The sequence below is a fragment of the Kitasatospora sp. HUAS MG31 genome, assembly GCF_040571325.1.
GTDB classification, from domain to species: Bacteria; Actinomycetota; Actinomycetes; order Streptomycetales; family Streptomycetaceae; genus Kitasatospora; species Kitasatospora camelliae.
In genome coordinates, this window is record NZ_CP159872.1 from 847,339 (window position 1) to 870,215 (window position 22,877).

The 22,877-nt window shown below is 75.8% G+C and carries 20 protein-coding genes and 1 tRNA gene; 8 read left to right on the forward strand and 13 right to left on the reverse strand.

Translation table 11 applies throughout. The features are described 5' to 3' along the window. Positions 1 to 24: 24 nt before the first annotated feature. The 4 genes from ABWK59_RS04010 to ABWK59_RS04025 form a co-directional block, all read right to left on the reverse strand. The gene (locus tag ABWK59_RS04010; RefSeq protein WP_354637900.1) at positions 25 to 291 is read right to left on the reverse strand and encodes a metal-sensitive transcriptional regulator; all 267 of its coding nucleotides are present in this window, start codon (positions 289 to 291) and stop codon (positions 25 to 27) included. A 116-nt stretch (positions 292 to 407) separates the two neighbouring features. After that, positions 408 to 1,121 carry a hypothetical protein gene (locus tag ABWK59_RS04015; RefSeq protein ID WP_354637901.1) on the reverse strand — a complete coding sequence of 238 codons (714 nt, stop codon included), beginning with the start codon at positions 1,119 to 1,121 and terminating at the stop codon, positions 408 to 410. A gap of 91 nt (positions 1,122 to 1,212) precedes the next feature. Further along, on the reverse strand, positions 1,213 to 1,779 hold the full coding sequence (locus ABWK59_RS04020; protein ID WP_354637902.1) for a GNAT family N-acetyltransferase: 567 nt from the start codon (positions 1,777 to 1,779) through the stop codon (positions 1,213 to 1,215). A gap of 53 nt (positions 1,780 to 1,832) precedes the next feature. Beyond that, complete coding sequence (locus tag ABWK59_RS04025; RefSeq protein ID WP_354637903.1) at positions 1,833 to 2,762, reverse strand: LysR family transcriptional regulator; 930 nt, start codon at positions 2,760 to 2,762, stop codon at positions 1,833 to 1,835. 176 nt (positions 2,763 to 2,938) lie between these two features. On the opposite strand from ABWK59_RS04025, the gene ABWK59_RS04030 reads away from it, so the two are divergent. Then, complete coding sequence (locus ABWK59_RS04030) at positions 2,939 to 3,991, forward strand: alpha/beta hydrolase family protein (RefSeq protein WP_354637904.1); 1,053 nt, start codon at positions 2,939 to 2,941, stop codon at positions 3,989 to 3,991. Between the two features lie 203 nt (positions 3,992 to 4,194). On the opposite strand, the gene ABWK59_RS04035 is transcribed toward ABWK59_RS04030, so the two are convergent. Both ABWK59_RS04035 and ABWK59_RS04040 read right to left on the reverse strand, forming a co-directional pair. Next, positions 4,195 to 4,884, reverse strand: a complete 690-nt coding sequence (locus ABWK59_RS04035; RefSeq protein WP_354637905.1) for a Tat pathway signal sequence domain protein — start codon at positions 4,882 to 4,884, stop codon at positions 4,195 to 4,197. Between the two features lie 177 nt (positions 4,885 to 5,061). Further along, the gene (locus ABWK59_RS04040) at positions 5,062 to 6,237 is read right to left on the reverse strand and encodes an alpha/beta hydrolase family protein (RefSeq protein ID WP_354637906.1); all 1,176 of its coding nucleotides are present in this window, start codon (positions 6,235 to 6,237) and stop codon (positions 5,062 to 5,064) included. A 241-nt stretch (positions 6,238 to 6,478) separates the two neighbouring features. Between ABWK59_RS04040 and ABWK59_RS04045 the strand changes: the two genes are divergently transcribed. Together ABWK59_RS04045 and ABWK59_RS04050 are read left to right on the forward strand one after the other, a co-directional pair. Beyond that, a tRNA-Leu gene (locus ABWK59_RS04045) sits at positions 6,479 to 6,562 on the forward strand. Positions 6,563 to 6,766: 204 nt separating this feature from the next. Next, positions 6,767 to 7,663, forward strand: coding sequence for a YhjD/YihY/BrkB family envelope integrity protein (locus ABWK59_RS04050; RefSeq protein ID WP_354637907.1), 897 nt, complete (start codon positions 6,767 to 6,769; stop codon positions 7,661 to 7,663). Between the two features lie 80 nt (positions 7,664 to 7,743). Here ABWK59_RS04050 and ABWK59_RS04055 read toward each other — a convergent pair whose 3' ends face one another. From ABWK59_RS04055 to ABWK59_RS04080, 6 genes are all read right to left on the reverse strand, one after another. Beyond that, positions 7,744 to 8,430, reverse strand: coding sequence for a hypothetical protein (locus tag ABWK59_RS04055; RefSeq protein ID WP_354637908.1), 687 nt, complete (start codon positions 8,428 to 8,430; stop codon positions 7,744 to 7,746). A 230-nt stretch (positions 8,431 to 8,660) separates the two neighbouring features. Further along, positions 8,661 to 9,644 carry an aminodeoxychorismate lyase gene (locus ABWK59_RS04060; protein ID WP_354637909.1) on the reverse strand — a complete coding sequence of 328 codons (984 nt, stop codon included), beginning with the start codon at positions 9,642 to 9,644 and terminating at the stop codon, positions 8,661 to 8,663. A gap of 91 nt (positions 9,645 to 9,735) precedes the next feature. Continuing rightward, on the reverse strand, positions 9,736 to 10,479 hold the full coding sequence (locus ABWK59_RS04065; RefSeq protein ID WP_354637910.1) for an AAA family ATPase: 744 nt from the start codon (positions 10,477 to 10,479) through the stop codon (positions 9,736 to 9,738). A 5-nt stretch (positions 10,480 to 10,484) separates the two neighbouring features. Beyond that, positions 10,485 to 10,757: a hypothetical protein gene (locus ABWK59_RS04070; RefSeq protein WP_354637911.1), complete on the reverse strand. Its 273-nt coding sequence runs from the start codon at positions 10,755 to 10,757 to the stop codon at positions 10,485 to 10,487. A 387-nt stretch (positions 10,758 to 11,144) separates the two neighbouring features. Next, on the reverse strand, positions 11,145 to 12,170 hold the full coding sequence (locus ABWK59_RS04075; protein WP_354637912.1) for a hemolysin family protein: 1,026 nt from the start codon (positions 12,168 to 12,170) through the stop codon (positions 11,145 to 11,147). Next, positions 12,167 to 13,552 (reverse strand): hemolysin family protein, encoded by a 1,386-nt coding sequence (locus ABWK59_RS04080; protein ID WP_354637913.1) that lies wholly within the window; start codon positions 13,550 to 13,552, stop codon positions 12,167 to 12,169. Before ABWK59_RS04080 ends, ABWK59_RS04075 begins: the two co-directional genes overlap by 4 nt. Before the next feature lie 312 nt (positions 13,553 to 13,864). Between ABWK59_RS04080 and ABWK59_RS04085 the strand changes: the two genes are divergently transcribed. Beyond that, positions 13,865 to 14,032, forward strand: coding sequence for a hypothetical protein (locus ABWK59_RS04085; protein ID WP_354637914.1), 168 nt, complete (start codon positions 13,865 to 13,867; stop codon positions 14,030 to 14,032). 265 nt (positions 14,033 to 14,297) lie between these two features. On the opposite strand, the gene ABWK59_RS04090 is transcribed toward ABWK59_RS04085, so the two are convergent. Beyond that, positions 14,298 to 16,622 (reverse strand): helix-turn-helix domain-containing protein, encoded by a 2,325-nt coding sequence (locus ABWK59_RS04090; protein ID WP_354637915.1) that lies wholly within the window; start codon positions 16,620 to 16,622, stop codon positions 14,298 to 14,300. 534 nt (positions 16,623 to 17,156) lie between these two features. Between ABWK59_RS04090 and ABWK59_RS04095 the strand changes: the two genes are divergently transcribed. From ABWK59_RS04095 to ABWK59_RS04110, 4 genes are all read left to right on the forward strand, one after another. Continuing rightward, complete coding sequence (locus ABWK59_RS04095) at positions 17,157 to 19,349, forward strand: WD40 repeat domain-containing protein (protein WP_354637916.1); 2,193 nt, start codon at positions 17,157 to 17,159, stop codon at positions 19,347 to 19,349. Positions 19,350 to 19,410: 61 nt separating this feature from the next. Further along, positions 19,411 to 19,929, forward strand: a complete 519-nt coding sequence (locus tag ABWK59_RS04100; RefSeq protein ID WP_354637917.1) for a hypothetical protein — start codon at positions 19,411 to 19,413, stop codon at positions 19,927 to 19,929. A 132-nt stretch (positions 19,930 to 20,061) separates the two neighbouring features. Then, entirely contained in the window at positions 20,062 to 22,041 is a 1,980-nt protein-coding gene (locus ABWK59_RS04105; RefSeq protein WP_354637918.1) for a hypothetical protein, read from the forward strand. A 79-nt stretch (positions 22,042 to 22,120) separates the two neighbouring features. Further along, positions 22,121 to 22,876 (forward strand): hypothetical protein, encoded by a 756-nt coding sequence (locus ABWK59_RS04110; protein ID WP_354637919.1) that lies wholly within the window; start codon positions 22,121 to 22,123, stop codon positions 22,874 to 22,876. Position 22,877: the final 1 nt, after the last annotated feature.

The window sequence follows — 22,877 nt, forward strand, 5'->3', positions numbered from 1 at the left end:
CGCCCGGTGGCCGTCAGGCCAGGGTCAGGCCAGGGTGAGGAAGAGCTTCTCCAGCTCGGCTTCGGACATCGGCGGGGCGGCGCCGTCCGCGGCGGCCATGCACTGCCGCATCCCGCTGGCCACGATCTTGAACCCGGCCCGGTCGAGGGCGCGCGACACGGCGGCGAGCTGGGTCACCACGTCCTTGCAGTCGCGCCCGGCCTCGATCATCGCGATCACGCCCGCGAGCTGCCCCTGGGCGCGGCGCAGCCGGTTGAGCACCGCGCCGACCGCATCCTCGTCCACCTGCATGTCCCGCCACCTCCTGGCCGATCCGTCCCGCCCAGTGTACCCCGTGGGGTATCCGCGTCCCGGCTGCGCACGGGTGCCCGAGCAGGCGACCGAGCAGGCGCCCGAGCGGGCCCCGCTCAGCGCCGCTGGGCGTCCCGCAGGCGCTCGACCTGCTTGGTCACCAGCTCGGGCGGGAAGGAGGGCGCCTGGCCCACGTCGAGCACGGTGAAGGTGACGAGGACGTTCCCGGTCCGCACCACGATGAACTGCTCGTTCCGCTCCTTCGACAGCTCCCCGGCGGCGGGGCTGAGCTGGCGGTAGCTGATCGCCTCGTCGCCGGCCTGGGGGGCGGGTTCCGGCACGACCTCGCAGTGGATCCGCCCGACGTAGCCCCAGTCGTCGTACGTCCGGCAGGACCCGAGGGACTCCTTCAGCTCCCGGAAGGCGCGCTCGGCGGCCCCGTCCTCGTAGGCGGCGAGCGTCGTGCCGCCGGGAAAGATCTGCTCCTTCCAGTTGAGGATCTGGTAGACCACGGCGGTCGCCCGACGGCCCGCACTGATCTCGTTCATGGTCTGACAGGCCTGGACCGTGGCCGGCGGGAAGGTGCGCCCACCGGTCTCGGACTTCCGCTCGGACACGCCCATACCGTCGACCTCCCACATCTGCGGTACCTCGCCCTTGCGGAAGGTGGTGTCCCGCAGCTGGGTCGTGGTCAGCGGGGGTGCGGACGGGCGCGCCGAGGCCGGCGCGGTGGCCGGGGTCCCGCCGCCGCCCGAGCAGCCGGTCACCGCGAGCGCGGCGGCGGTCAGGACGGCGTGGAGCGGTGCCGGCCGCGGGACGCGGAAGGGCATGCGGGTCTCCCCTGGTGGTGTCGGTGGTGGGCTGCGGCGGGCGGGCTGCCAGCCGGACGATCACAGGTCGGCCCGGTCGCCGACGGCCCGGTCAGGGGGTGGCGGGTGCCGTGGCCGACGGGCGGGTGAGCCGCCAGATCCGGTCCTCGCCGGTCTCGGCCGGGGCGAGGCGCTCAGCCGGGCGGCGGCCGTGCTCGGTGAAGCCGAGGCGGGCGGGGACGGCGCCGCTGGCACGGTTGGCCGGGTCGTGGACGATCTCGACGTACGCGGTACCGGGCAGGGCGAAGGCCTGCTCGACCAGGGCGCGGACGGCCCGGGTGGCCAGCCCCCGTCCGGTGACGGCGGGGTGCAGCCAGTACCCGATCTCCCAGCCGCCGCCCGGGGTCTCCTCGCGGCGGAACAGGTCGCAGAGGCCGACGATCGCCCCGTCGAGGACGATCGCGTAGCTGAACTCGGTGCCGGCCGCCCAGCGTTCGGCCCGGCGGGAGAGGAACCCGGCGGTGCTGGCCGGGTTGTGGTCGGCGACCCAGGCCATCCACGGGCGCAGGTGCTCCAGCGACTCGTCGATGACCCGGTGCAGTTCGGGCAGGTCCGCCTCGCCGTGGAAGCGACGCAGCGTCAGATCGTTCAGTTCGATGACGGGCTGAGGAAGGTCCATGCCAGGAGCATCGAACGTCCGCGTCCCGACCCGCAAAGGGATTTCACGGGGCGCTACCCGGCCTCCGGGAGCCAGTCGCGGGACGGGTCGTACTCCAGCCAGCGCCGGCGGCGGGCGGTGCGGGCGAAGGCCTCGGGCAGGTCGGTGCCGGCGGGCGGCTCTCCCGGGCCGGCCCAGAGCAGCGACCAGGCGTAGAGCGGGGTGGGCGCGGTCAGCGGGACGAACCGGACGCCCGGGTGGTCGGCGGCGACGGCGTCGGCGGGGAACAGCGAGAAGGCGTCCGGGTCGCGGTGGATGCGGGCGAGGAAGGGGTCGAGGCCGAGGTTGGGTCCGCTCGCCCGGCGCAGGACGCCGAACCGGTCGGCGAAGGAGGTGAGAAAGTCCAGGCGGTCGGACTCGGCCGGGTAGCAGAGCAGCCCGTCCCGCAGGTCCTCCGGCCGGAGTTCGGCGGCGCCGGCGAGCGGGTGCGCGGTACTGACCACCGCGTCCACCGGTTCGAGGCGCACCGGCCGGTGGGAGAGTCCCGGTGCGGCGCCGGCGGCCGGCACCCGGCCGAGGCCGAAGTCGGTCTCGGCCCGCTCCAGGGCGCGGGCGGCGGTGGGCAGGTCGCGGGCGGCGCCCGGTTCCACGGACAGCCCGGGTGTCGACTCCAGCACGGCGGCCAGGGTGCGCATCGGCGCGTACAGGTGGCCCCAGACGTCGACCCGCAGCCGGGCGGGTGCCTCGGCCACCGCGGCGGCCGCCCGTTCGCCCGCCGCCAGCGCCTCCCGGGCGGGCACGAGGAACCGTTCGCCGGCGCCGGTCAGCCGGACCCCGCGGCCACCGCTGCGGTCGAACAGCCGGACCGCGAGCCGCTCCTCCAGCCGGGCGATCCGCTTGGACAGCGCCTGCTGGCTGATCCCGAGCCGCTCACCGGCCTGCCCGAAGTGCCGGCAGTCGGCGACGGCGGCGAAGGCGCGGACCTGCGCCAGGTCGAGATCCATGCCGCCGACCATAGGCGACAACCGTCGTTTGTAGCCGCCCGGGGGCCGGTTGTTGGACCGTCAGCCGGCCGCCGGGTCTGCTGGTCCGGGGTGCCACCGCTCCCGCCGCGTTCCGAACCCGGTCCGTGCGCGGGCCGGGCCCCGTCGCGATCCCCGTACCACGAGAAAGGCCCGCCGTGCCCCTGTTCGTCGACCTCCCCGGCGTCCTCGACGGCTTCATCGCCGTCAACCGCTCCCGCGCGACGGCCGCCGGACTCGACCCCTTCGCCTACGAGCGCGTCACCGCCCGGCTGGAGACCCTGGCCGACTGGCCCGCCGCCTTCCACGCCGCCGGCCGCTCCCACCTCGCCGCCGGCGAGGCCGCGGAGGCCGCCGGTGCGCACGTCTCCGCCGGCGAGGCGTACCGGCGGGCGGCCCGGTGGTTCCACTGCGCCGGCTGGCTCCCCCACCCCGACGGCGCGCTGGCCGCCACCGCGGCCGACCGGGCCATGGGCCGCGCCCTGGCCCTGCTCGACCCGTCCGCGGTACGGCTGGAGGGCGGGACCTTCACCGGCTGGTTGCGCCGACCAAGGGGCGTGGTGGCGGCGGTTGGGGTGGTCCTGGTGGTGCCCGGGATGGACTCCGGCAAGGAGGAGTTCCACGGCGTGGTCGAGGCGCTGCTGGCGCGCGGCCTGGCCGTCCTGGCGCTGGACGGGCCCGGGCAGGGCGTCCGCGCCGCGGACAGCGCGCCCCGCGCCGACTACCAGGCGGTGGTCGCCGAGGCCCTGGACGCCCTGGCCGCACTCCCCGCCGGGACCGGGGTGGACCCCGACCGGGCCGCCCTGATCGGCCTCAGCCTCGGCGGCTACTACGCCGCCGTGGCCGCCGCGCACGAGCCCCGCGTCCGCGCCGCCGCCACGGTCAGCGGGCCCTACCGCCTCCTCTGGCCCGAACTCCCGCCGTTCGTCGCCGAGACGCTCACCCGCCGCTCCGGCGGCCCCGAGGCGGCCCGGGCGTTCGCCGGCCGGGTCGACCTCCGGGCGCACGCGGCGCGGATCGACTGCCCGCTGCTGGTGGTCGACGGCGGCCGGGACGTCATCCCCGGCGTGGTCAACGGCGAACCGCTGGCCCGCGCCGCCCGCCTCGGCGAGTACCTCCTCGTCCCGCACGGCGACCACCTGCTCGGCAACGCCCGCACCGACTGGCTCCCGGCCACCGCCGACTGGCTGGCGGCCCGCCTGCGCGGCTGAGCGACCGCCCGTCCGCGCGTCACATCGCCTCGCATCGCGTCGCACCGCGTCGCGTTCCGGTGGCGGATGCGACGGTTCGATGCTCACCGGGAGGTCCGTGGACCCGGAGTTCCTCGTCCCCGATGCGCCCCCGGTCGGCCCTGAGGTGGTGCTTCCGGCCGGGGTGCGCGTTCGGTGCGGGTCCTCGTTCGGGGCGGGGTGGGTCAGTTGACGTACACCAGGGGGCTGCCGGCCTGGGTGCTGTCGGCCACCGGGCCGTAGGTGGCGGAGAAGTATCCCTCGCCGGGGCAGAGGCCCGAGCCGCCGCTCTTGACGAAGTGCTCGTTGCGGAAGGCCAGGCTGTGGGCCACGTTGTCGGCGTTGCCGGCGAAGGCCCCGCTGAGCTGGTAGCTGCAGGTGATGGTGCCGAACCAGGAGTTGAGCACGGCGGTGGCCTGGATCGGCGCGGCCGAGCCGGCGGTGAGGGTGACCGGCAGGCCGGCGGCGTCGCTGACCGCGACGCCGTACGGGAGGTTGCCGACGGTGAGGCTCTTCACCGAGGTGACGCCGGTGACGTTGCTGGTGCAGGAGCTGAAGGTCTGCCCGGTGAGGGACTCGGTGGCGGTGCCGGGCGCGGCCGGGTTGTCGGTCACTCTCGACGTGAACTGCGAGGCGCCGCAGGTCACTCCGGTGGTGCTGGTGGCGCTCGCGTAGAACGTGGCCTTGGTCCCGGAGGCCAGCGGCGCGACCAGCACGTCACCCACCGCGACGGCCGTACCGCCGGCACCGCCGGTGGTGAGCACGGGCGTGGCGGCGGCGACCTGACCGGGGGCGCTGGCGGACGCGGGCATCGCCCCGAGGGCGAGGGTCGCGGCGGCGGCCACGGCCAGGGCGAGACAACTGCGAGTACGCATGGGAAAGCCTCTTCCTCGATGAGTGTGGGGTACGAGAAGACGAACTTTCGTTCCTCCTCGGCGAGTTGGGGCGCCGAGGGAGCTGAGTACGTTTGTAGGGCCCTGGCTGTGCACCGTCAAGACAATCGGCCGAGTTTGCTGACAGTTCGTCAGCAAGAGTGGTGGGCGTAGGGGCGGCTACGGCCGGTGGAAGCGGACCTCCGGGTCGGCCGGGGTGGGGGCGTCCAGGATCGGCTGCGGAAGGCCCCCGAGATGGAGGTCGAAGAAGGCGCCGACGTACGCCCGGGTGATCTCGGCGGAGCGCGGTCCGGAGAGCGGTTCCGCCGGGTCGATCATGCCCAGCCGGCCTCCGAGCACGGGCAGGTCGGTGGCGGTGAAGTGGCCGGAGCCGTCCACCGTGAGCCAGCGCTTCCAGCCGTCCAGGCGCTGCCAGGCCGCGTCCCAGCTGGGATCGCCGCCGGGCACGGCCCGCGGGGCGCCGAGCATCAGGAACGGCCGCCCGCCGAGCCCGCCGCCCGGGACGGGGGTGGCGAAGGAGCCGTCCAGGTTCACCCCGGCCCCCACCCGGCGGTCGGCGGCCATGGCGGCGGCGGTGGCGGCGCCTCCGATGGAGTGCCCCGCCATGCCGATCCGGGACGGGTCGATCAGCCGGGCGTACCGCCAGGCCGGGTGGCGGCCCGTCAGCCGGTCCAGGACGAAGGAGACGTCCGCCGCCCGCCCGTCGGAGACGGCCCGGTAGCCGCCGGCCTCCACCTGCGGACAGGCCGCGCAGGTCAGCATCCGTCCGCCGGGGAAGGCCGTGCCGACCGTCTCGTAGGCGTGGTCCACCGCCGCGACCACGTAGCCGCGGCTCGCCAGCTCCTCGGCGAGATGGGTGAGCGTCTGCCGGGGCACGGTGAAGCCCGGGGAGAGCACCACCAGCGGGTACCGGCCGGCCGCCGGGCGGGCGTCCTGCCGGGCGGCGGTCCGGGTGGCGGCGACCGTCCCGGCCAGGGCCTCCCCGCCCTCGACCCGGTCGGCCAGCAGCAGCCGGGCCTCCTCCGTGGACATGTACGGCGCCGGGCGCCCCGTCCCCGGTCGCGCCGGGTAGAACAGGGAGAGCATCAGCTCTCGGGCGCCGGCCGACGGCACCCACGGGTCGGGGCGGCTGCCGTCCACCAGGTGCAGGGTGTCCCGGCCGACGGCGTACCGCCCGGTGGGGGCGGGAAGGGCGAGCCGTACGCCCGCGGCCTCCCGCACCACCTCGGCGGTGGCGGATCCGCTCAGCGGCGCCGCCGTGGCGGAGGCGGCCGACGGGACGGCGAGGGCGAGCACGAGGGCGCCGACCGCGGCGCCGCGACGAAGAGTGGTCATACCGGCGACGCTACGAGCGGCCCGACCGGCCCCGCGTCGGCGTGCGGGACGATCGTCCGTACGCATCCGAGAGGAGGCGGCATCCTGCCCCGGTCTGACGGATCGTCACCTCGCGCCCTTCCCCGGAGGTACCCCTCCCCCGACGGCCCGGCCCGCTGGGGCGTGGACGGACCACCCGACCGGATGGGGTAGAGTTCTCTGCAGGTCAGGGGAGCCGCAGGGGTCCGAAGACCACACCCATGCGCGGGTGGCGGAATAGGCAGACGCGCTGGATTCAGGTTCCAGTGCCCGAAAGGGCGTGGGGGTTCAACTCCCCCCTCGCGCACAGCAGCGAGGCCCCGCAGATCCACGGATCTGCGGGGCCTCTCGCGTTCCCCCGTGTGGCCGCTGGTGCTGGACGGAGGGGGCCGTCCGGTGACGTGTCGGACCGGGGCGGGCGGGGGCCTCCCCGCTAGGCTCGCCGGGTCAGGCGGCACGAGCGCGGGAGGGTGAGACGGTCCGGATCGACCGCGCGTTCCTCGTCGGAGCGATGACCTTCTGGCTGCGCCCCGCCTTCGCCCTGCGCGTGGTCACCCGTTTCCAGCGGATCGTCGGCTTCGACCGCTCGATGGCGCTCGCCTCCAGCGCGCTGACCGCGACCATCCCGCTGGCGATCCTGTACGGAACGGTCCTCTCCAGCCTCGGGGACGAGGACGTCGCCGGGCGCATCGTGCACCGGTTCGGACTCTCCGGCGGCGGCGCCGAGGCAGTCCAGGAGGTGCTCGCCCCGGCCGGTACCTCGAGCACCGGCGCCGACCTGTTCAGCGTGGCGTTCCTGGTGATCTCGCTGCTGAGCTTCACCCGGGCCATGCAGCGGCTGTTCGAACAGACCTGGGAGCTGCGGCCGCTCAGCGTCCGCAACACGCTCAACGGCCTGCGCTGGCTCCTCGGCCTGACGGCCTATCTGGTCCTCAACGGCTGGCTGCACGCCGTCATCGACCCCCGACGGTACGAGTTGGGCGCGACCGTGCTGGCCGCCCCGCCGACCGGGGTGTTCCTGGTGTGGAGCGGGTGGGTCCTGTCCGCGAAGCGGATCGCCTGGCGCGACCTGCTGCCGTTCGGCGTGATCGGCGCCGTGGTGACCGCGCTCTGCTCGCTCGGGGCCGAGGTCTACCTGCCGCGTCTGTTCGACTCCTACGCCAACCGGTACGGCGCCGTGGGCGCGGTGTTCGCCATGCTGTCGGCGCTGTTCTGCCTGATGGTGGCCCTGGTCGGGTCGGCGGCGGTGGGGCGCGAGGTCCACGACGAGCTGGGCCGGGTCCGGCGCGGCGAGCGCCCGCCCGAGGACGAGGTCCGCCGCGAGTGGCACGACCTGGTGGAGCACGCGCGGTCCCGCTGGCGGACCGTCCGGGAGCAGCGAGGGGGCCGGCGCCGCCCGCCGGAGTAGCCCTGACCTGACCTGACCTGACCGGCCGGGACCGTCCTGCGGGCGCGGGGCACAGGGGTAGAGAGTCGGAGATGGCGACGTCAGTGATCGAGCCAGCGGTAGACGTCGCCGTCCTGGCGGCAGGTGATCCACTCGCCGTCGCGGTCGTGGGTGGAGCGGCCGAGGTCGGCCTTGCGGCAGAACTGGCCGTCGTTGTAGCAGTTGCCGCTGTTGCTGACGATCTCGCAACTGGTGGCGGGCTTGGTGGGCTTGGGTGTGGCGGCGGCGCCCCCGGTGACGGTGCCTCCGCCGGTGCCTGCGGCCGGGGTGGGCTCCGGAACGGCTTCCGGCGTCGGCGTGGGGCTGGGCGTGGGAGTCGGCGACGGGCTGGGGGACGGCGAGGGGGTGGAGGTGTCGCGGTAGTCCGGGGTGCCGTCGCGGTCGGCGTCCGGGGCATTGGCGGGGGAACCGCTCGGGCAGGGCAGCGAGGGGTGCGTCAGGTACAGCATCGGCGTGGAGTAGGTCGAGAGGCTGCCGCCCTTGTCGGGGGTCTGGCGGCACACCTTCCAGTCGTCCCGGGAGCCGAGCGGCGGCGGCTGGTCGTTCAGGTACGCGGCCGAGGCGACGACCCGGTCGGGCTCCACGCCGAGGCCGGCGAGTTCGGTGAGGGACTGGTGCCAGCTCTTGCCCGCGAGGTCGGGCATCGGGCTGCTCCGGTCGCCCTCACAGCCGGCGGCGAACAGGACGGCGGCGATGACGGCGGCGATCGCGCCCACGCTTCTGCGCATGAGGGTGTACGGCTCCGGGCTCGGGGAACGCCGTCCGGGCACAGCGCGACGGGCCGCGCCGGCGGCAACGGGGTGGAGGGGGCGGGCCGGGTTCGACTCGGACCGGCCGATGACCGAGCGTAGTGAACCGATAGCCCGTTTTTCAGACGATTCGCCAGACTCGCTCCCCGTGCCTCTGAGAGGCGGACCGTTCGCACTCGACCGGGCCGGTGGCGTCAGGGCCGGTGGTGTCAGGGGCGGTGGGGCCGGTCCGCCGCGGGGTTTCGGCAGGCGGCGTGGAGCAGGGCGGCGACCGCGTCGTGGTGGGGACCGGGCGGGAGGTCGGCGCCGTCGAGGGCGCGGACCCGCGCGGCCAGCCGCACGCTGGACACCAGCCAGAGCCCGTCACCGCCGTGCAGATCCTCGGCCGTCAGGCGGGCGTAGGCGCAGTGCCGTCCCCGCTCGGCCGCCTCGGCGAACAGGGCGCCGAGCGCGATGCTCGGCAGGATGCCCAGCTCCGGGGGCGGGCTGAGCAGCCGGTCGCCCCGGGCGAGCAGGACGGCCGAGGTCGGGCCCTCCAGGACCATGCCGTCCTCGGCGAGGAAGATCACGTCCTCGGCGTCGTGGGCGCGGGCCCAGCGCTGGGCGGCCATGTTGACGGCGTACGAGAGCGACTTGGCGCCGTGCAGCAGCCAGGGGGCCCGGCCGGGCGGGAGGGTGACCGTACCGCGGGTCAGGGTGAGGACGCGGATGCCGTCCGCGCGGGCGCGCAGGGTGGTGGCGGGCAGCGGGTCGACCAGGGCGTAGCCGGTGGCCGGGCCGCCGGACTCGCGGCCGCGGGTCAGCACCAGTCGGGCGTAGGCGTCGCCTCCGCCGTGCCGGGCGATCGCGGCGGCCAGGCAGCGCTCCCAGGCGGACGGCTCGGGCGGGCGCAGCCCGAGGGCGGCGGCGGAGCGGGCCAGGCGGTCGAGGTGCTCGCGGAGCAGCACGGGGCGGCCGTCGGTGACCAGCAGCGCCTCGAACACCCCGTCACCGCGCAGGACCCCCAGGTCGTCGGCGCACAGGGCGGGGCGGGAGCGGTCGAGCACGGTGCCGTCGAGCCGGACCAGGGTGCCGGGTTCGGTCGGGGCCCCGGCTGGGGCCTCGGCTGGGGGTTCGGCCGGGGGTTCGGTGGCGGGGCGGGCGTTGGTGTCGGCGCCGGGAGGTTCGGGGGATGCGGGGGATGCGGACGCCATGCGGGGCCTCCCTCCGGGGTGGGGTGCTGGCAGCAGGGTAGCCAGCGGTGGGCGGACCGCGAAGGGCTTGGGGGAGCAGCGAGTCGAGGGATCAGGGCGAGGCGAGGGCCCGGTCGCCCTCGTCCGCCGGTCCCACGGGAGGCTGGGCGCCGACCGGGGTCCGCGGGTCCGCCGTGGTGGGCTCCGGTGTCGTGGCGTCGGCGGGTTCCGTCCGGCCGTCCCCGAACTCGACGGTCCGGGCGCGCCCGCGCGACCGTGCGTCGAGCAGCAGCACCGACGCCGCCTCGGGCAGGGCGGTGGCGCCGTCGCGGTCCAGGGCGTGCAGGAGCCGGCCGAGGCCGCGGCGGTGCCGGGCGAAGACGTGGGTCCGGGCACGGCGGCCGCGGGCCTGCTGGCCGGCCAGGGCCTCGGTGGGCCCGACGTCCAGCAGCACGAGGTGGAGTTCGCGGCCGTCGCGCCGGGCGGTGCGGGACAGCAGGCGGCGCATCCAGGACCAGCTGCCGCAGTCGTGGACCAGGACCGGCCGGCCGCTGCGCGCCTCGGAGAGCGTCCAGCGGAGGTGCTCGGTCCGCGCCCACGGCCGGTACGCGGCATAGGGGAGCCAGGCGGGCATCAGCGCCTCGCAGGCGAGGTGGGTGGCCCGCGGGTCGACCACCGTCGCGGCGGTGGACCAGCGCCTCAGCAGGGTGCTCTTGCCACTGCCGGGGAGCCCGGAGACGACCACGACCGCGCCGGCCGGGTACCCGAGGTGGAGCGGTGCGCCGTCGTGCCCGCGGAGGTCCACCAGCCCGCGCGGGCGCAGCGCGGAGGGGCGGTCGTGCCGGGTGGTGCCCACGGACGTCACGTTCCGCCGACGGGGAGCAGCAGCAGGCTGGCGGGGTCGAACCGCATCCAGGCCGGGGACTCGCCCCGGCCCAGCGGCCTGACCCGGCACCAGGGCTCGCCCTCGGCGGGCTCCCACCAGGCGTTGATCCGGCCCACCGTCCACGTTCCGTCCGCACGGCGGATCTCGACCGGCTGGTACACCGGCCGGACCTCCGCGGCCGGCGGCTGCCAGCCGGTCGCCTCCGGACCGTACGCGGGGTACGGACGCCCCGACCGACCGCTCGCCATCCCGCTCCCCCGACTCCGTACGGCTGCCCGGCCCGAGGGCGTGTGGGCAGCGGCTTTCCACGTCCGGGCCGACTCTACAGTCTTGTAGAAGTTCCTGGGACGTACTCGGAGGACCATCGGGCCGGGATGGGCTGGGGTGATCGTCACACCGGGATCGTCCGAAGCGATCGTCGCACCGACACCCGCCGAGACGATCATCGGCTCGGATCCTGCTGGGCTGATCATCAGCTCGAACCCTGCCGGGCCGATCATCAGCCCAGCCCCAGCGGGGACGATCATCGGACCGGAAGGCCGACGGGCCGCGGCGTTTCCACCGCGGCCCGTGCCGTCACCCATGCCCCTCCTGCTGTCTCCCGTGTCTCCCGCTCCCTGCGGCTTACCTGCCGGTCAGCGGTCGGCGGGGGCGGGGCCGACGAGTTCCTTGAGGACGTCCTCCAGGGTGACCAGGCCTATGGCGGTGCCGTCCCGGCCGACGGCGGCGGCCAGGTGGGTGCCGGAGCGGCGCATGGCGGTGAGCACGTCGTCCAGCGGGGTGTCCTCGGGGACCCGGGCGATCGGGCGCAGGGCCCGGACCGGGAACGGCCGGTCGCGGGCGGCGTCCTGTTCCAGGGCGTCCTTGATGTGCAGGTACCCGCAGACCGTGTGGTCGGCGTCCAGGACGGGGAAGCGGGAGAAGCCGGTGGTGGCGGCCAGTCGCTCCAGTTCCTCGGGGGTGGTGCCGGGCAGGGCGAACACCACCTGCTCGCGCGGGGTGACCACCTCGCCGACCGGCCGGGAGCCGAGTTCCAGGGCGTCCTGGAGCAGTTCGTTGTCGCGCTCGCTGAGCAGCTCGGCGTCGGAGGAGTCCTTGACCATGCGGCCCAGTTCCTCCTCGGTGAACACCGAGGCCACCTCGTCCTTGGGTTCCACCTTGAGCAGGCGCAGGATCCGGTTGGCGAAGGCGTTGATGGAGAACGCGACCGGCCGCAGCGCCCGGGTGGTGGCCACCAGCGGCGGTACCAGCAGCAGGGCGGCGCGTTCGGGGGCGGCGAGGGCGATGTTCTTGGGGATCATCTCGCCGACCAGCATGTGCAGGTAGGTCGCGACGGTGAGGGCGATCACGAAGGCGATCGGGTGGATCAGGCCGTCCGGGAGGCCCAGGGCGTGGAACGGCGGTTCCAGCAGGTGGGCGATGGCGGGTTCGGCGACCGCGCCGAGCACCAGCGAGGAGACGGTGATGCCGAGCTGGGCGGTGGCCAGCATCGCCGAGACGTGTTCCAGGCCCCAGAGCACGGTCCGGGCGCGGCGGTCACCCGCTTCGGCGCGGGGTTCGACCTGGCTGCGGCGTACCGAGATCAGGGCGAACTCGCCGCCGACGAAGAAGGCGTTGGTCACCAGGGTGAGCAGGCCGATGAAGAGCTGGAGTGCGGTCACCGGTCCTCCTCCCGGTCGGCGGTGGTGGCGGAACCCGGGCCTGTGCCGCTGGCGGTGTCCTCGCCGTCGTCCTCAAGGGGTTCGGGCGCGGTGATGCGGACCCGTTCGGCGACGTGATGGGCGACCGCGAGGACGTCGAGGGTCCAGCCCTCGACGTGGACGGTGTCGCCGGGTACGGGGATCCGGCCGAGCCGGTCGGCGATCAGGCCGGCCAGGGTCTCGTACGGGCCCTCCTGCTCGGGGATGCCGAGGGCGGCGAGCTGGTCGGTGCGGGTGATGCCGTCGGCGTCCCACCGGCGGCGGCCGTCGGGGCCCTCGCCGAGGGCGACCAGGTCCGGGAGTTCGGTGGGGTCGTGCTCGTCGCGGACCTCGCCGACCACCTCCTCGACGATGTCCTCCAGGGTGGCGATACCGGCGGTGCCGCCGTACTCGTCGATCACCACGGCCATGGTCTCCTCGCCGCGCAGCCGGTCCAGCAGGCGGTCGACGGTGAGCGTCTCGGGGACCAGCAACGGGGTGGTGGCCAGCGCGGACACCGGGTGGGTGGCGCGGCGGTCGGCGGGCAGGGCCAGGGCGTCCTTGATGTGGACGGTGCCGACCACGTGGTCGAGGCTCTCGCGGTAGACGGGGAAGCGGGACAGGCCGGTGGCCCGGGTGAGGTTGACCACGTCCGCGGCGGTGGCGTGCTCCTCCAGGGCGCGGACGTCGACCCGGGGGGTCATCACGTTCTCGGCGGTCAGCTCGCGCAGGTTGAGGGAGCGGACGAACAGCTCGGCGGTGTCCGGTTCCAGGGCGCCCTCGCGGGCGGAGTGCCGGGCGAGGGCGACCAGTTCCTGCGGGGTGCGGGCGGAGGCGAGGTGCTCGGCCGGTTCCAGGCCGAAGCGCCGCACCACGCGGTTGGCGGTGTTGTTGAGGTGGCCGATCAGCGGCGAGAAGGCCTCCGAGAACCAGTACTGCGGGCCGGCCACCACCCGGGCGACGGCCAGCGGGCGGGAGATCGCCCAGTTCTTGGGGACGAGTTCGCCGGCCACCATCAGCACCACGGTGGAGAGCAGCACGCCGAGCAGGACGGCCAGGGTGCCGGCGGCGCCGGCGGGCAGTCCGACCGCCTCCAGCGGGCCGCGCAGCAGGGCGGCGACCGAGGGCTGGGCGATCATGCCGATGACCAGGCTGGTGATGGTGATGCCCAGCTGGGCGCCGGAGAGCTGGAAGGTGAGGCGGTTGACCGCCTTCAGGGCGGTCGCGGAGCCGCGCTCGCCCTGTTCGACCGACCGTTCGAGGGCGCCGCGCTCCACGGTGGTGAGCGAGAACTCGGCGGCGACGAAGACCGCGCAGGCGGCGGTCAGCACCAGGGCGAGGAGGAGCAGGAGCACTTCGGTCACCGTGCCACCCCCGCCCCGGCAGGTGAGCACGTCAGGGTGGGAACGGCGCGGCGGGAACTGGGAGGTTCGTCCATCGCGGAGACCGCGACTCCTTCGCTTTCGGTAGGTCGTCGATGACGGGGGACCGTCCCGGGCTCGGGATGATCACCTCTACAGGAGTGTAAAGCTATGGCAAATCAAAGCCGCGCAAGGACCCCTCCCGCGGTCGCCGGCGGGCGGGTCCGGCAGCCCGCCGGCATACCTCCGGGGGTATATTGGCGGTCAGGCGCCGGGATCCGCTCCGGGCCCGACCGACCCTGGAGGTACCGTCCGATGTGCCGACGCACCACCTGCCGCACCTGCGGCAAGTACACCTACGCCGGCTGCGGCCAGCACGTGGACCAGGTCCTCGCCGGCATCCCCAAGGCCGACCGCTGCAGCTGCCCCGCCTCCACCCGCACCGGCGGCAGCTGGCTCAGCCGCCTCCTCGGCCGCGGCTGAACGGAGACCAGGCACCGGGCATCAGACACCGGGCACCGAAGCGCCGGGCACCGAACCGCCGGGCGCGGCGGTACGAGCGTGCCCGGCCCGGGTCAGCAGAGGTCCTCGGGTACGAGAGTGGCGTACAGCGCGTCGTGGAGGGCCTGGTTCGCTCCCCCGTTCGCTGGCATGGGCGCATGCACCCAGCCGCGGCCGGGCAACCACAAACGCCCGCCGACCGCGCCGGACCACCGGGCGGCCGCGTCAGGCCACCGGGCCGACCGCGTCAGCCCGCCGCCCGGCCACCGGCCGCCGGGTCCAGGGCGCGGAGTTCGGCCACGGCCTCCGGCAGCCGTGGGTGGCCCATCGCGCGGAGTTCCTCGTGGGCCGCGGTGACGGCCTCGCGGGCCTCGGCGAGGCGGTCGAGGCGGCGCAGCAGGATGCCGAGGTCCAGCCGGGTCGGCGCGGCCCTGGCCGGCATCCGGGCCGCGTCGAAGTAATCCATCGACCGCCGCAGGGATTCCTCCGCCTCGGCCCAGCGGCCCAGTGCGGCCAGCGAGTTGCCGACCTGCTGCTGGCTCATCGCCTGGTACTGGGCGATGAGTTCGGGTGACTGCCCGGGCACGCCGCTGCGGCACTTGGCCTCGGCGCGCCGGTGGACGGCCAGGGCCTCCTCGGTGCGGCCGACCTGGCGGAGGATCTGCCCGAGGGTGTACAGCACGGTCAGCTCGCCGAGCGCGGCCTGGGGGGTGTACTGGCGGCCGAGGCAGGCCACGGACTCCTGGAACCTCCGGATCGACTCCTCCGCCCGGCCGAGCCGGTGCAGCGAGCCCGCGCCGTAGCCCAGCGCCCAGCCCTCCTGCACCTCGTCGCCGATCTCGCGGGCCACCGCCAGGGCGGCGTCGGCGGCCACCAGTCCGGCGGCGTGGTCGAAGACGCACACGTTGTTCGCCCAGGCCAGGTAGTTGAGGTGGACGACCTCCTCCGGCCGGCTGCCCAGGGCGCGGGCGGAGGCGACGGAGTGCCCGAACACCTCCACCCACAGCTCACCCCACTCGGGGTTGAGGTCGGAGAACCAGTGCATGGCCTCGGCGGCGTCGACCACCTGCCGGTGGCGGCCGGTGGCCCGGGCCCGGCGCAGTGCGGCCAGCCACTCGGTCCGCTCGGCCTCCAGCCAGGCCCGGGCCTCTTCGCGGTCGGCGGGGGCGGCCTGCGGGTCGGGGTCGTCGTCGGGGGCGTCCTGGTGGCGGTCGGCGTCGAAGCGCAGGGCGGCGGCGGCGGCGCGGCGCAGCACCCAGTCCGCGGTGCGGTCCCGGGCGGCCTCGATGGCGGCGGGCGGGTCCTCGGCCTCGACCTGCTCGGTGGCGAACAGCCGGAGCAGGTCGTGGAAGCGGTAGCGCTCCGCGGTGGGGTGGGCCTGGAGGAGTCCGGCGCCGGTGAGCTCCTCGGCGCCGCGCCAGGCCTGATCATCTGTCAGATTGGCGAGCCGGGCGGCGATTTCGGGGCTGACGTCGGGTCCGGCGGCCAGGGCGGCGCGGCGGAACAGCAGGCGGGTGGCGGGGTCGAGCCGCTCGTAGGAGAGGCTGAAGGCGGCGCGGACCTGGAGTCCGCCGGCCTGGAGGAGGTCCAGCCGCCGTCCCCGGGCGGCGAGTTGGGTGACCAGCTTGCCGATCCGCTCGGTGGGGCGGGCGGCCAGGCGCTGGCCGGCGATCCGGACGGCGAGCGGCAGCCGTCCGCACAGTTCGGCGAGGTCGCGGGCGGCCTGCTGCTCGGCGGCGACCCGCTCGGGGCCGATGATCAGGGTGAGCAGCCGGACGGCCTCCTCCCGTCGGAGGACGTCGAGTCCGGTGCGGTGGACGGCTTCGAGGCCGGAGAGGTCCCGGCGGCTGGTGACGATGGTGAGCGAGGGGCCGGTGGCGGGCAGCAGCGGGCGGACCTGGTCCTCGTCCACGGCGTTGTCGAGGACGAGGAGGATCCGCCGGTCGCGGACCACCGACCGGAACAGCGCTGACCGCTCGTCGGTCCCGGCGGGTACGGTCCGGTCGGCGACGCCGAGGGCGCGCAGCAGCCGGCCGAGGGCGTCGCGGGGGGCGGTGGGCTCCGGGGCCATGCCGTCCAGGTCGACGGCGAAGAGTCCGTCCGGGAAGTGCGGCGCGAGGGTGTGGGCGGCGTGCACGGCGAAGGCGGTCTTGCCGAGGCCCGGCTGGCCGGAGACCACGGTGACCGGGGGGTGCGCGGGGTCGATGTGCTCGGCCAGGGCGAGCAGTTCGGCGAGGGCCCGGTCGCGGGCGGTGAAGTCGCCGACGTCCCGGGGCAGGGCGAGGGCGTGGGGGGTGTGGTCGCCGGCCGGGCGGGGGCGGGGGCGGCCGAGTCCGGCGAGGCGCTCCAGCTCGGCGGCCTCGGCGGCGTTCAGGCCGAGGGCGTCGGCGAGCATCTCCACGGTGCGCCGCTGAGGGCCGCGGGAGCGGCCGCGTTCCAGGTCGGCGAGGGCGCGGACGCTCACTCCGGCGCGGTGGGCGAGGGCCTCCTGGCTGAGCCCGGCGCGGTGGCGCAGTGCGCGCAGCCGGCGTCCGAGGTCGGCGTGGTCCGTGGTCGATGCACCGGTGCTCATGGCCGATTTCCCCTGATCAGCGTGGTCCAGCCCGATCGCCGCCCCCGGCAGAAGTATGACTCACGGCAGTTCTGCCGGTGAAACCGCCTGGTGGAAGGTCGGCGGCGGGTGCTGGAGTTGACCCGTCCGGTCCGGGGGAGGCCGGCCGCCCACCGCTGCGCCGTGCTCCCCCGGCCCCTGCCTCATCAGGTGTCCGCCCCGTTCGCGGGCGCACCCGCGCATCCTCCGGAGAACGCCTTGTCAGCTCACCGTCCGCCGGCCGCCGTCGCCGCCGGCCGCGGACGGGCGCGGGGCCGCCGGAGACCCTGCGGGCCGGACCTCCCGGTGCCCTTCGGCGTGCCGCTCGGATCCGGGGCCTGACGGCCCGGACGGCCGCGCCGCCGCGCACGTCCGCCGCCACCGCGGCGGTACGGGCGACGGCGCGTCCGCGTTCCTCTCCTTCGACCTGTGACGATCTTTTGGGGGCCCCTGGTGTTGTCGGGCACGATTCGCCTCACCGCCGGTTCGCGTCGACTGCCTTCCGGGCGGCTCGAGGTGACGGTCGACGGCGATGGTTCGGTGCTGGTGGAGCGGTGGACCGCGGACGGCGGTGCGGTCCGTCGCGGTCTCCTCGACCCGGCGGTGGCGCAGCGGCTGACGGAGGCGCTCCGGGCGGCCCCGGGATCCCCGGTCGACGCCGCGGGGTCCACCGCCGGGAGCACCGCTGACGACACCGGCGACGCAGACGGGGAGGACGGGGAGGCGCGCCGGCTCACCGCCGGGGCCGAGTGCTGGACCGACGGCACCGCCACCCCGGTCCCCCCGGCCGCGCGGATGCTGGAGGCACTCGCCTTCCAGCTGCTGCGGCCGCTGGAGGTCGGCCAGCTGCCCTGCGCCGTCGTCCGGGCGGAGGCCGCCGAGCCGGACGCCGCAGGGCTGCCCGCGGCGGCCGCCGTGGGCACGGTCGCGGGCTCCCCCGCGTTCGCGCTGGCCGAGGGGGCGGGGGGCTTCGCGCTCGGCCGGCTCCCGGACGGCGGCTCGCTCGGCGGCTCGGACGGCGAGGGCGGGCTGCTGCCCAGCGCGGTCGCCCTGGGCGCGGTGGAGGGCCGGGAGCTGTTCGCGGTCGGCGGCGCCGACGGGTCGGTCCAGGTCTGGGACGCGGCCACCGGCGAGCTGGCCCACGGGACCTCGGGCGGCGAGGGCGAGCAGCGGGTGGCCGCCGGGGTGGTCCGGGGCGTGCCGCTGGTGTTCTCGGCCGGCGGGCGGGGCGAGGTCCGGGCCTGGCGGGCCGAGGACGGCCGCGGGCTCGGCCTGCTGACCGCGGGCGGCGAGGGCGCGACCGCCCTGCTGACCGCGCACTGCGCCGGCACCGACCTGGTGGCCGCCGCCGCGCCGGACGGCACCGTCCGGGTCTGGGACGCCGCGAGCGGCACCCCGCTGCACCTGCTGGTCGGCCACGAGGCGCCGGTGACCGCCCTGGCGGTCCTCCCGCTCGGCGACCAGGCGCTGCTCGCCACCGGCGGGCGGGACCAGGAGGTGCGGCTGTGGGACCTGGCCACCGGTCACCCCGTCGCCCGGCTCACCGGCCACTCCGGCACCGTCACCGGCCTGGCCTTCACCGAGCTGGACGGCCGCCCGGTGCTCGCCTCCGTCGCGCTCGACCGGACGCTGCGCACCTGGGACGTGCACTCCGCCGCCGCGCTCGGGGGCCGCCCGACCGGTGGCACCTGGCCGACCGCGCTGGTGACCGTTCCGGTGGGCGGCGCGGACCTGCTGGCCGTCGGGGACGAGCGCGGCCGGATCCGGTTCTGGGAGGCGCGCGGCGGCAAGCCGGTGGGCGTCTGCGAGCCCGAGCGGGTCGGCGAGGGCGGCCCGGTGCCGGTCAACTCCCTTGCCGTGGGCGAACTGTACGGGCGGACGCTGCTGGTGGCCGGGTACGGCGACGGCCGGGTGCGGCTGTGGGACGCGGCGGCCCGCGCCGAGCTGTACGCGCTGGAGCCGGACGGCGGCCCGGTGGCCTCGGTGGCGGTGCTGCCGGCCGCGGAGGAGGAGCCGGTACTGGTCTGCGGCACGGTCTCCGGCGCGGTGCGCTGCCACCGGCTGCGCGACGGCGCCCCGCTGTCGGTGCCGACCCCGCACACAGGGCCGGTCAGCGCGCTGCTGTTCGCCGAGCCGGTGCCCGGGGTGGAGGCGGTCCTGGTCTCCGCCGGCACGGACGGCACGGTACGCGTCCGCAGCGCCCGGGACGGTTCTCCGGTACGGCAGTTGACCGCCCACCGGGAGGGCGTGACGGCGCTGGCGGCGGGTACCACGAGCGGCCGGCGGCTGCTGGCCACGGCCGGTGGGGATCTGACGGTGCGGCTGTGGGACCTCGACAGCGGGCAGGCCGGCCCGGTGCTCTCCGGCCTGCCGGCGGCGGCCCGGACGGTCGCCTTCGGCCGCCTCGACGGGCGGGCCGTGGTGCTGGCCGGCTGCGCGGACGGTTCGGTGCGCGGCTGGGACGTGATCGGCGGCCACCCGGTGGCCGACCTGCCCGGGGGGACGGCCGAGGTCCGCTCGCTGGTCTGCGCGGAGCTGGACGGCGAGGCGCTGGTGGCCGCCGGGGACGCCGACGCCACCCTGCGGCTGTGGCACCTGGCCGGCGGGACGCTGGTCAACGAGGCGCGCCTCGACCGCACTCCGCTGGCGATCTCCTTCGGCGCCGCCGGCCTGCACGTGGTCGGCCCGGGCGGCGCGCTGGCGCTCTGAGCGTCCCCGTCCGCCGCACTCTCCTCACCGTTCCGCTTGACCACCCTGGGGGTTGGGTTCCATGGCTTCGAGTTCCTTCAGCATCGACCTCGACGAGGTCGAGACCGCCGCGACGATGATCCAGCGGATGTACGACGACCTGGAGGAGGCGTACATCAAGCTGTCCACGTACGTCGGCACGGTCAAGGACGACGTCTACGGCAGCGACCTGGTCGGCAAGTCGCTGGGCGGGAACACCGCCTCGGTGATCGGCCTGGCCGAGCAGCAGAAGAAGACCCTCGAGGGCATCAAGGCCTTCATGGAGAACACCGCCCAGGTGGCGGCGAACCTGAAGACGATGTGCGGCGGCCACCGCAGCACCGACACCGAGCACTCCGACGCGCTGCGGCAGATCGGCGACGGCCTCGGTGACGGTGCCGGTGAGCTTCCGCCGCCGCCGCTGCCGCCGGCGCCGGGCAGCGGGCCCGGGTACGTGTCGCAGTCCTCGGCGACGCTCGACTACAACCACGCGCAGGCACGGCACGCGGAGGCGGAGTCCACGGCCCGCAGCGGCGGCGGCTCGCACGCGCGGTTGGAGTGAACCGGCGCCCGGCCCCCCCCACCGTCCCCACCCTCTCCACCGCCACCGCACCGCGGCCTCCTGCCGCGGTCCGCGCCCCGCCCTCCCCGGCTTCCGCCCCTCAGCCCTCGACCAGGAAGCGAGTGACCCCCGGTGACCATCGAGCTGCCCGCCGAACTCGACGACGTGCTCAAGATCCTCCAGAGCAGCGAGGAGGGCAAGGACGTCCTGTTCCCCGACGGGAACGAGGAGCGCATCCACGACCTGGCGGCGGCCTGGGAGACGTTCAACAAGGTCGCGGACGTCCGGATCCGCACCATCTGGGCGCACGCCCAGCGGGCCGCCGAGCACATGTCCGGTGAGGCCGCCGACAGTTACCGGCGCTACCTGGAGAAGTACGGTGTCGGCGAGGGTTCACACGCCGGCACGATCCTCACCGCGGGAAAGATGGTCGAGACCCACCTCAAGGGCGCGGCCACGGCCATCACCGAGACCAAGAACGAGATGATCAACCAGCTCGAGTACGCGAAGACGTACATCGAGCAGAACCCGGCGGGCAAGAAGGACGACATCGCCGAGTCCGAGGGCATCAAGTCGGCGGTCGACGTCTACCACGGGTACGTCAAGGGGGTCACCGCCAGCATCGACACCATGCTGAAGGCGGGCGCCGACCACGGGGCCGCGACCGATGCCGCCACGCAGGTGTGCAACCTGGTCGAGCAGCGGGTCCCGGGGGGTGGCGGCGGCACCCCACCGCCCGGGACCGGGATCGACTCGGTGATTCCCCCGCTGCCCGGCGCCCCCGGCGCCGGGGCGGGCGGCGGAGGCGGCCTGGGCGACGGCGCGGGCGGGGCCGGCGGTGGCGGTGTCGGCGGGATCGGCGGCGGCGCGGGCGGCGGTGGCGGGGCGGGCGGCCAGAAGGCGTACCAGCCACCGGCGTTGAAGCCGTACCAGCCGCCGAAGCTCACCAACCCGTACCTGGGCGGCGGCGGGCTCGGCCCGGACGGCAGCCCCCGGTTCAAGCCGGCCGTCCAGCCGCCCGGGCTGAACCTGGCCGGCCACCCCGGCTACCAGGGCGGCGGCACGGGCACCGGGCTCTCCCCCTGGTCGGGCGGCGGCGCGGGCTCCTCCGGCGGTGCGCTCGGTGGCGGGGCCGGGGGGTCCGGCGGCCTCCCGGGCGGTGCCCTGGGCGGCGGCGGGATCCCGGGCATGGCGGCGTTCGGCCGGTCCGGCGGCGTCGGGTCGGCGGGCGGTGCCGGGCGGGCCGGTGGTCTGGTCGGTGCCGGCCTCGGCGCGGGTCCAAGCGGACGCGGCACGGGCTCCGGCCTGCCGGGCGGCGGGGCGCTCGGCGGCGCGTCGGCCGGTGCGGCCGGCCGCGGCGCGGGTGCCGCCGTTCCCGGCGCCGGTGCGATGCACGGCGGCGGGATGGGCGCCGGCGGGGCGGGCGGCGGCGCCCGGGGGGCCGGCGGCAGCCGGTTCGTCCGGCCGACCAGGTTCGGCGGGGAGGAGCGGAAGGAGCGCCGGCGCGGCGCGGACGCCGGGATCCTCGGCGGCGAACTGGTCGAGCACGAGGCCGGCGACCCGCACTTCGAGCGGATGCGGCGGCAGTGGCTGGACACGGCGCGCGGCGGCGCGCCCGTCGAGGACACCGAGGCCGCGGAGAGCGCCGCGGCTGCGGCCGGTGCCGGTGCCGGTGAGGCGGCCACGGGTGGGGGCGGCGACCTGATGGCGCAGCTGGCCGGCGCCCTGCTCGGCCCGGAGGCCGCTGCCGCGGCGGCTCCCGAGCCCTCCGCCGAGCCCTCCGCCGAGCAGGCGGAGGCGACCGCTGAGACCACGGCCACCGCGGCGAGTTCGGCCGAGCGTCCGGCGGAGTCCGCTGCCGCGCCGGCCGCGGCCTCGGCCTCGGACGAGGAGGCGTACCTGGACCGGGCCCGCGCGGTGGCCGAGCGCCGGGGACGTCCGGACGAGACGCCGGCCGGCACGGCCTCCGGCTCCTCCGCCGCTGCCGGTGCAGCCGCCGGCGCACCGGCGCCGCTCCGGCAGGAGGGCGGCTACGACGTGCCGAGCCCGTTCCTGCGCGCCGCGCTGGTCCGCATCGCCGCCGGCTCGCCCGAGGGCGCGTCCCGGAGCTGAGCGGCGACCGCCGCCCTCCGCGCCCGCCCGCCGGGCCGGGCACCCCGTACCACCACCGACACGATTCCGAGGGACCGTCATGACCGAACAGCCGGAGTACCGCCCGGCCGATGCCACGGCGACCGCACGCCTCGCCGCCGTGGAACCGCAGGCCGCACCCCTCTGGGCCGCAGCCGAGCAGGCGGACGTACGCCCGGCCCAAGCCATGACCACCGCACGCCTCGCCGCCGTGGAACCGCAGGCCGCACCGCTCTGGGCCGCAGCCGAGCAGGCGGACGTACGCCCGGCCCAAGCCATGACGGCCGCCACCATCCCCGCCGCCCGGGCGGTCCCGGCCTCCTCGGCCGCCGTCGCGGGCACCACCCCGGCCCTGGCGGTGAGCGGCCGCTCGGTGGAGTCGGGCGGCGGGGCGGGCGCCGGCTTCGTGGTCATCCCGGAGCAGTACCGGGCCGCGGCCGGTCCGGTCCTCGGCGTGGCCGACCAACTCGCCGAACTGACAACCTCGTTGGGCGCCTACATGACCGGCATGCACGGCAACGCGCCCTGGGGTAACGACGATTCGGGCAAGTCCTTCGCCAACGGTGAGGACGGCGAGCCGGGTTACCTGGACAACGCCCGGGACATCCTGGAGAGCCTCAAGGCCCTGCCGGGGATCGTCGAGACCGTCGGCAACCGGCTCAAGGGCATGGCGGACGGCTACGAGAACGCCGAAGAGTCCTCGCTGTCCGGGTTCGGCGACTACGACCCGGCGCTCCCGGCCCCGACCTCCGGACCGCTCGGCTCCGTCTACCGCGACATCGTGTCCGGCAACACCACCCACCCCGGGAGGCACTGAC

What these genes read in the sequence shown, in the direction of transcription:
- ABWK59_RS04010 (WP_354637900.1), bottom strand. Translation starts at nt 291, where the DNA reads ATGCAGGTGGACGAGGATGCGGTCGGCGCGGTGCTCAACCGGCTGCGC.
- ABWK59_RS04015 (WP_354637901.1), bottom strand. Translation starts at nt 1,121, where the DNA reads ATGCCCTTCCGCGTCCCGCGGCCGGCACCGCTCCACGCCGTCCTGACC.
- ABWK59_RS04020 (WP_354637902.1), bottom strand. Translation starts at nt 1,779, where the DNA reads ATGGACCTTCCTCAGCCCGTCATCGAACTGAACGATCTGACGCTGCGT.
- ABWK59_RS04025 (WP_354637903.1), bottom strand. Translation starts at nt 2,762, where the DNA reads ATGGATCTCGACCTGGCGCAGGTCCGCGCCTTCGCCGCCGTCGCCGAC.
- ABWK59_RS04035 (WP_354637905.1), bottom strand. Translation starts at nt 4,884, where the DNA reads ATGCGTACTCGCAGTTGTCTCGCCCTGGCCGTGGCCGCCGCCGCGACC.
- ABWK59_RS04040 (WP_354637906.1), bottom strand. Translation starts at nt 6,237, where the DNA reads ATGACCACTCTTCGTCGCGGCGCCGCGGTCGGCGCCCTCGTGCTCGCC.
- ABWK59_RS04050 (WP_354637907.1), top strand. Translation starts at nt 6,767, where the DNA reads ATGACCTTCTGGCTGCGCCCCGCCTTCGCCCTGCGCGTGGTCACCCGT.
- ABWK59_RS04055 (WP_354637908.1), bottom strand. Translation starts at nt 8,430, where the DNA reads ATGCGCAGAAGCGTGGGCGCGATCGCCGCCGTCATCGCCGCCGTCCTG.
- ABWK59_RS04060 (WP_354637909.1), bottom strand. Translation starts at nt 9,644, where the DNA reads ATGGCGTCCGCATCCCCCGCATCCCCCGAACCTCCCGGCGCCGACACC.
- ABWK59_RS04070 (WP_354637911.1), bottom strand. Translation starts at nt 10,757, where the DNA reads ATGGCGAGCGGTCGGTCGGGGCGTCCGTACCCCGCGTACGGTCCGGAG.
- ABWK59_RS04085 (WP_354637914.1), top strand. Translation starts at nt 13,865, where the DNA reads ATGTGCCGACGCACCACCTGCCGCACCTGCGGCAAGTACACCTACGCC.
- ABWK59_RS04090 (WP_354637915.1), bottom strand. Translation starts at nt 16,622, where the DNA reads ATGAGCACCGGTGCATCGACCACGGACCACGCCGACCTCGGACGCCGG.
- ABWK59_RS04100 (WP_354637917.1), top strand. Translation starts at nt 19,411, where the DNA reads ATGGCTTCGAGTTCCTTCAGCATCGACCTCGACGAGGTCGAGACCGCC.
- ABWK59_RS04110 (WP_354637919.1), top strand. Translation starts at nt 22,121, where the DNA reads ATGACCGAACAGCCGGAGTACCGCCCGGCCGATGCCACGGCGACCGCA.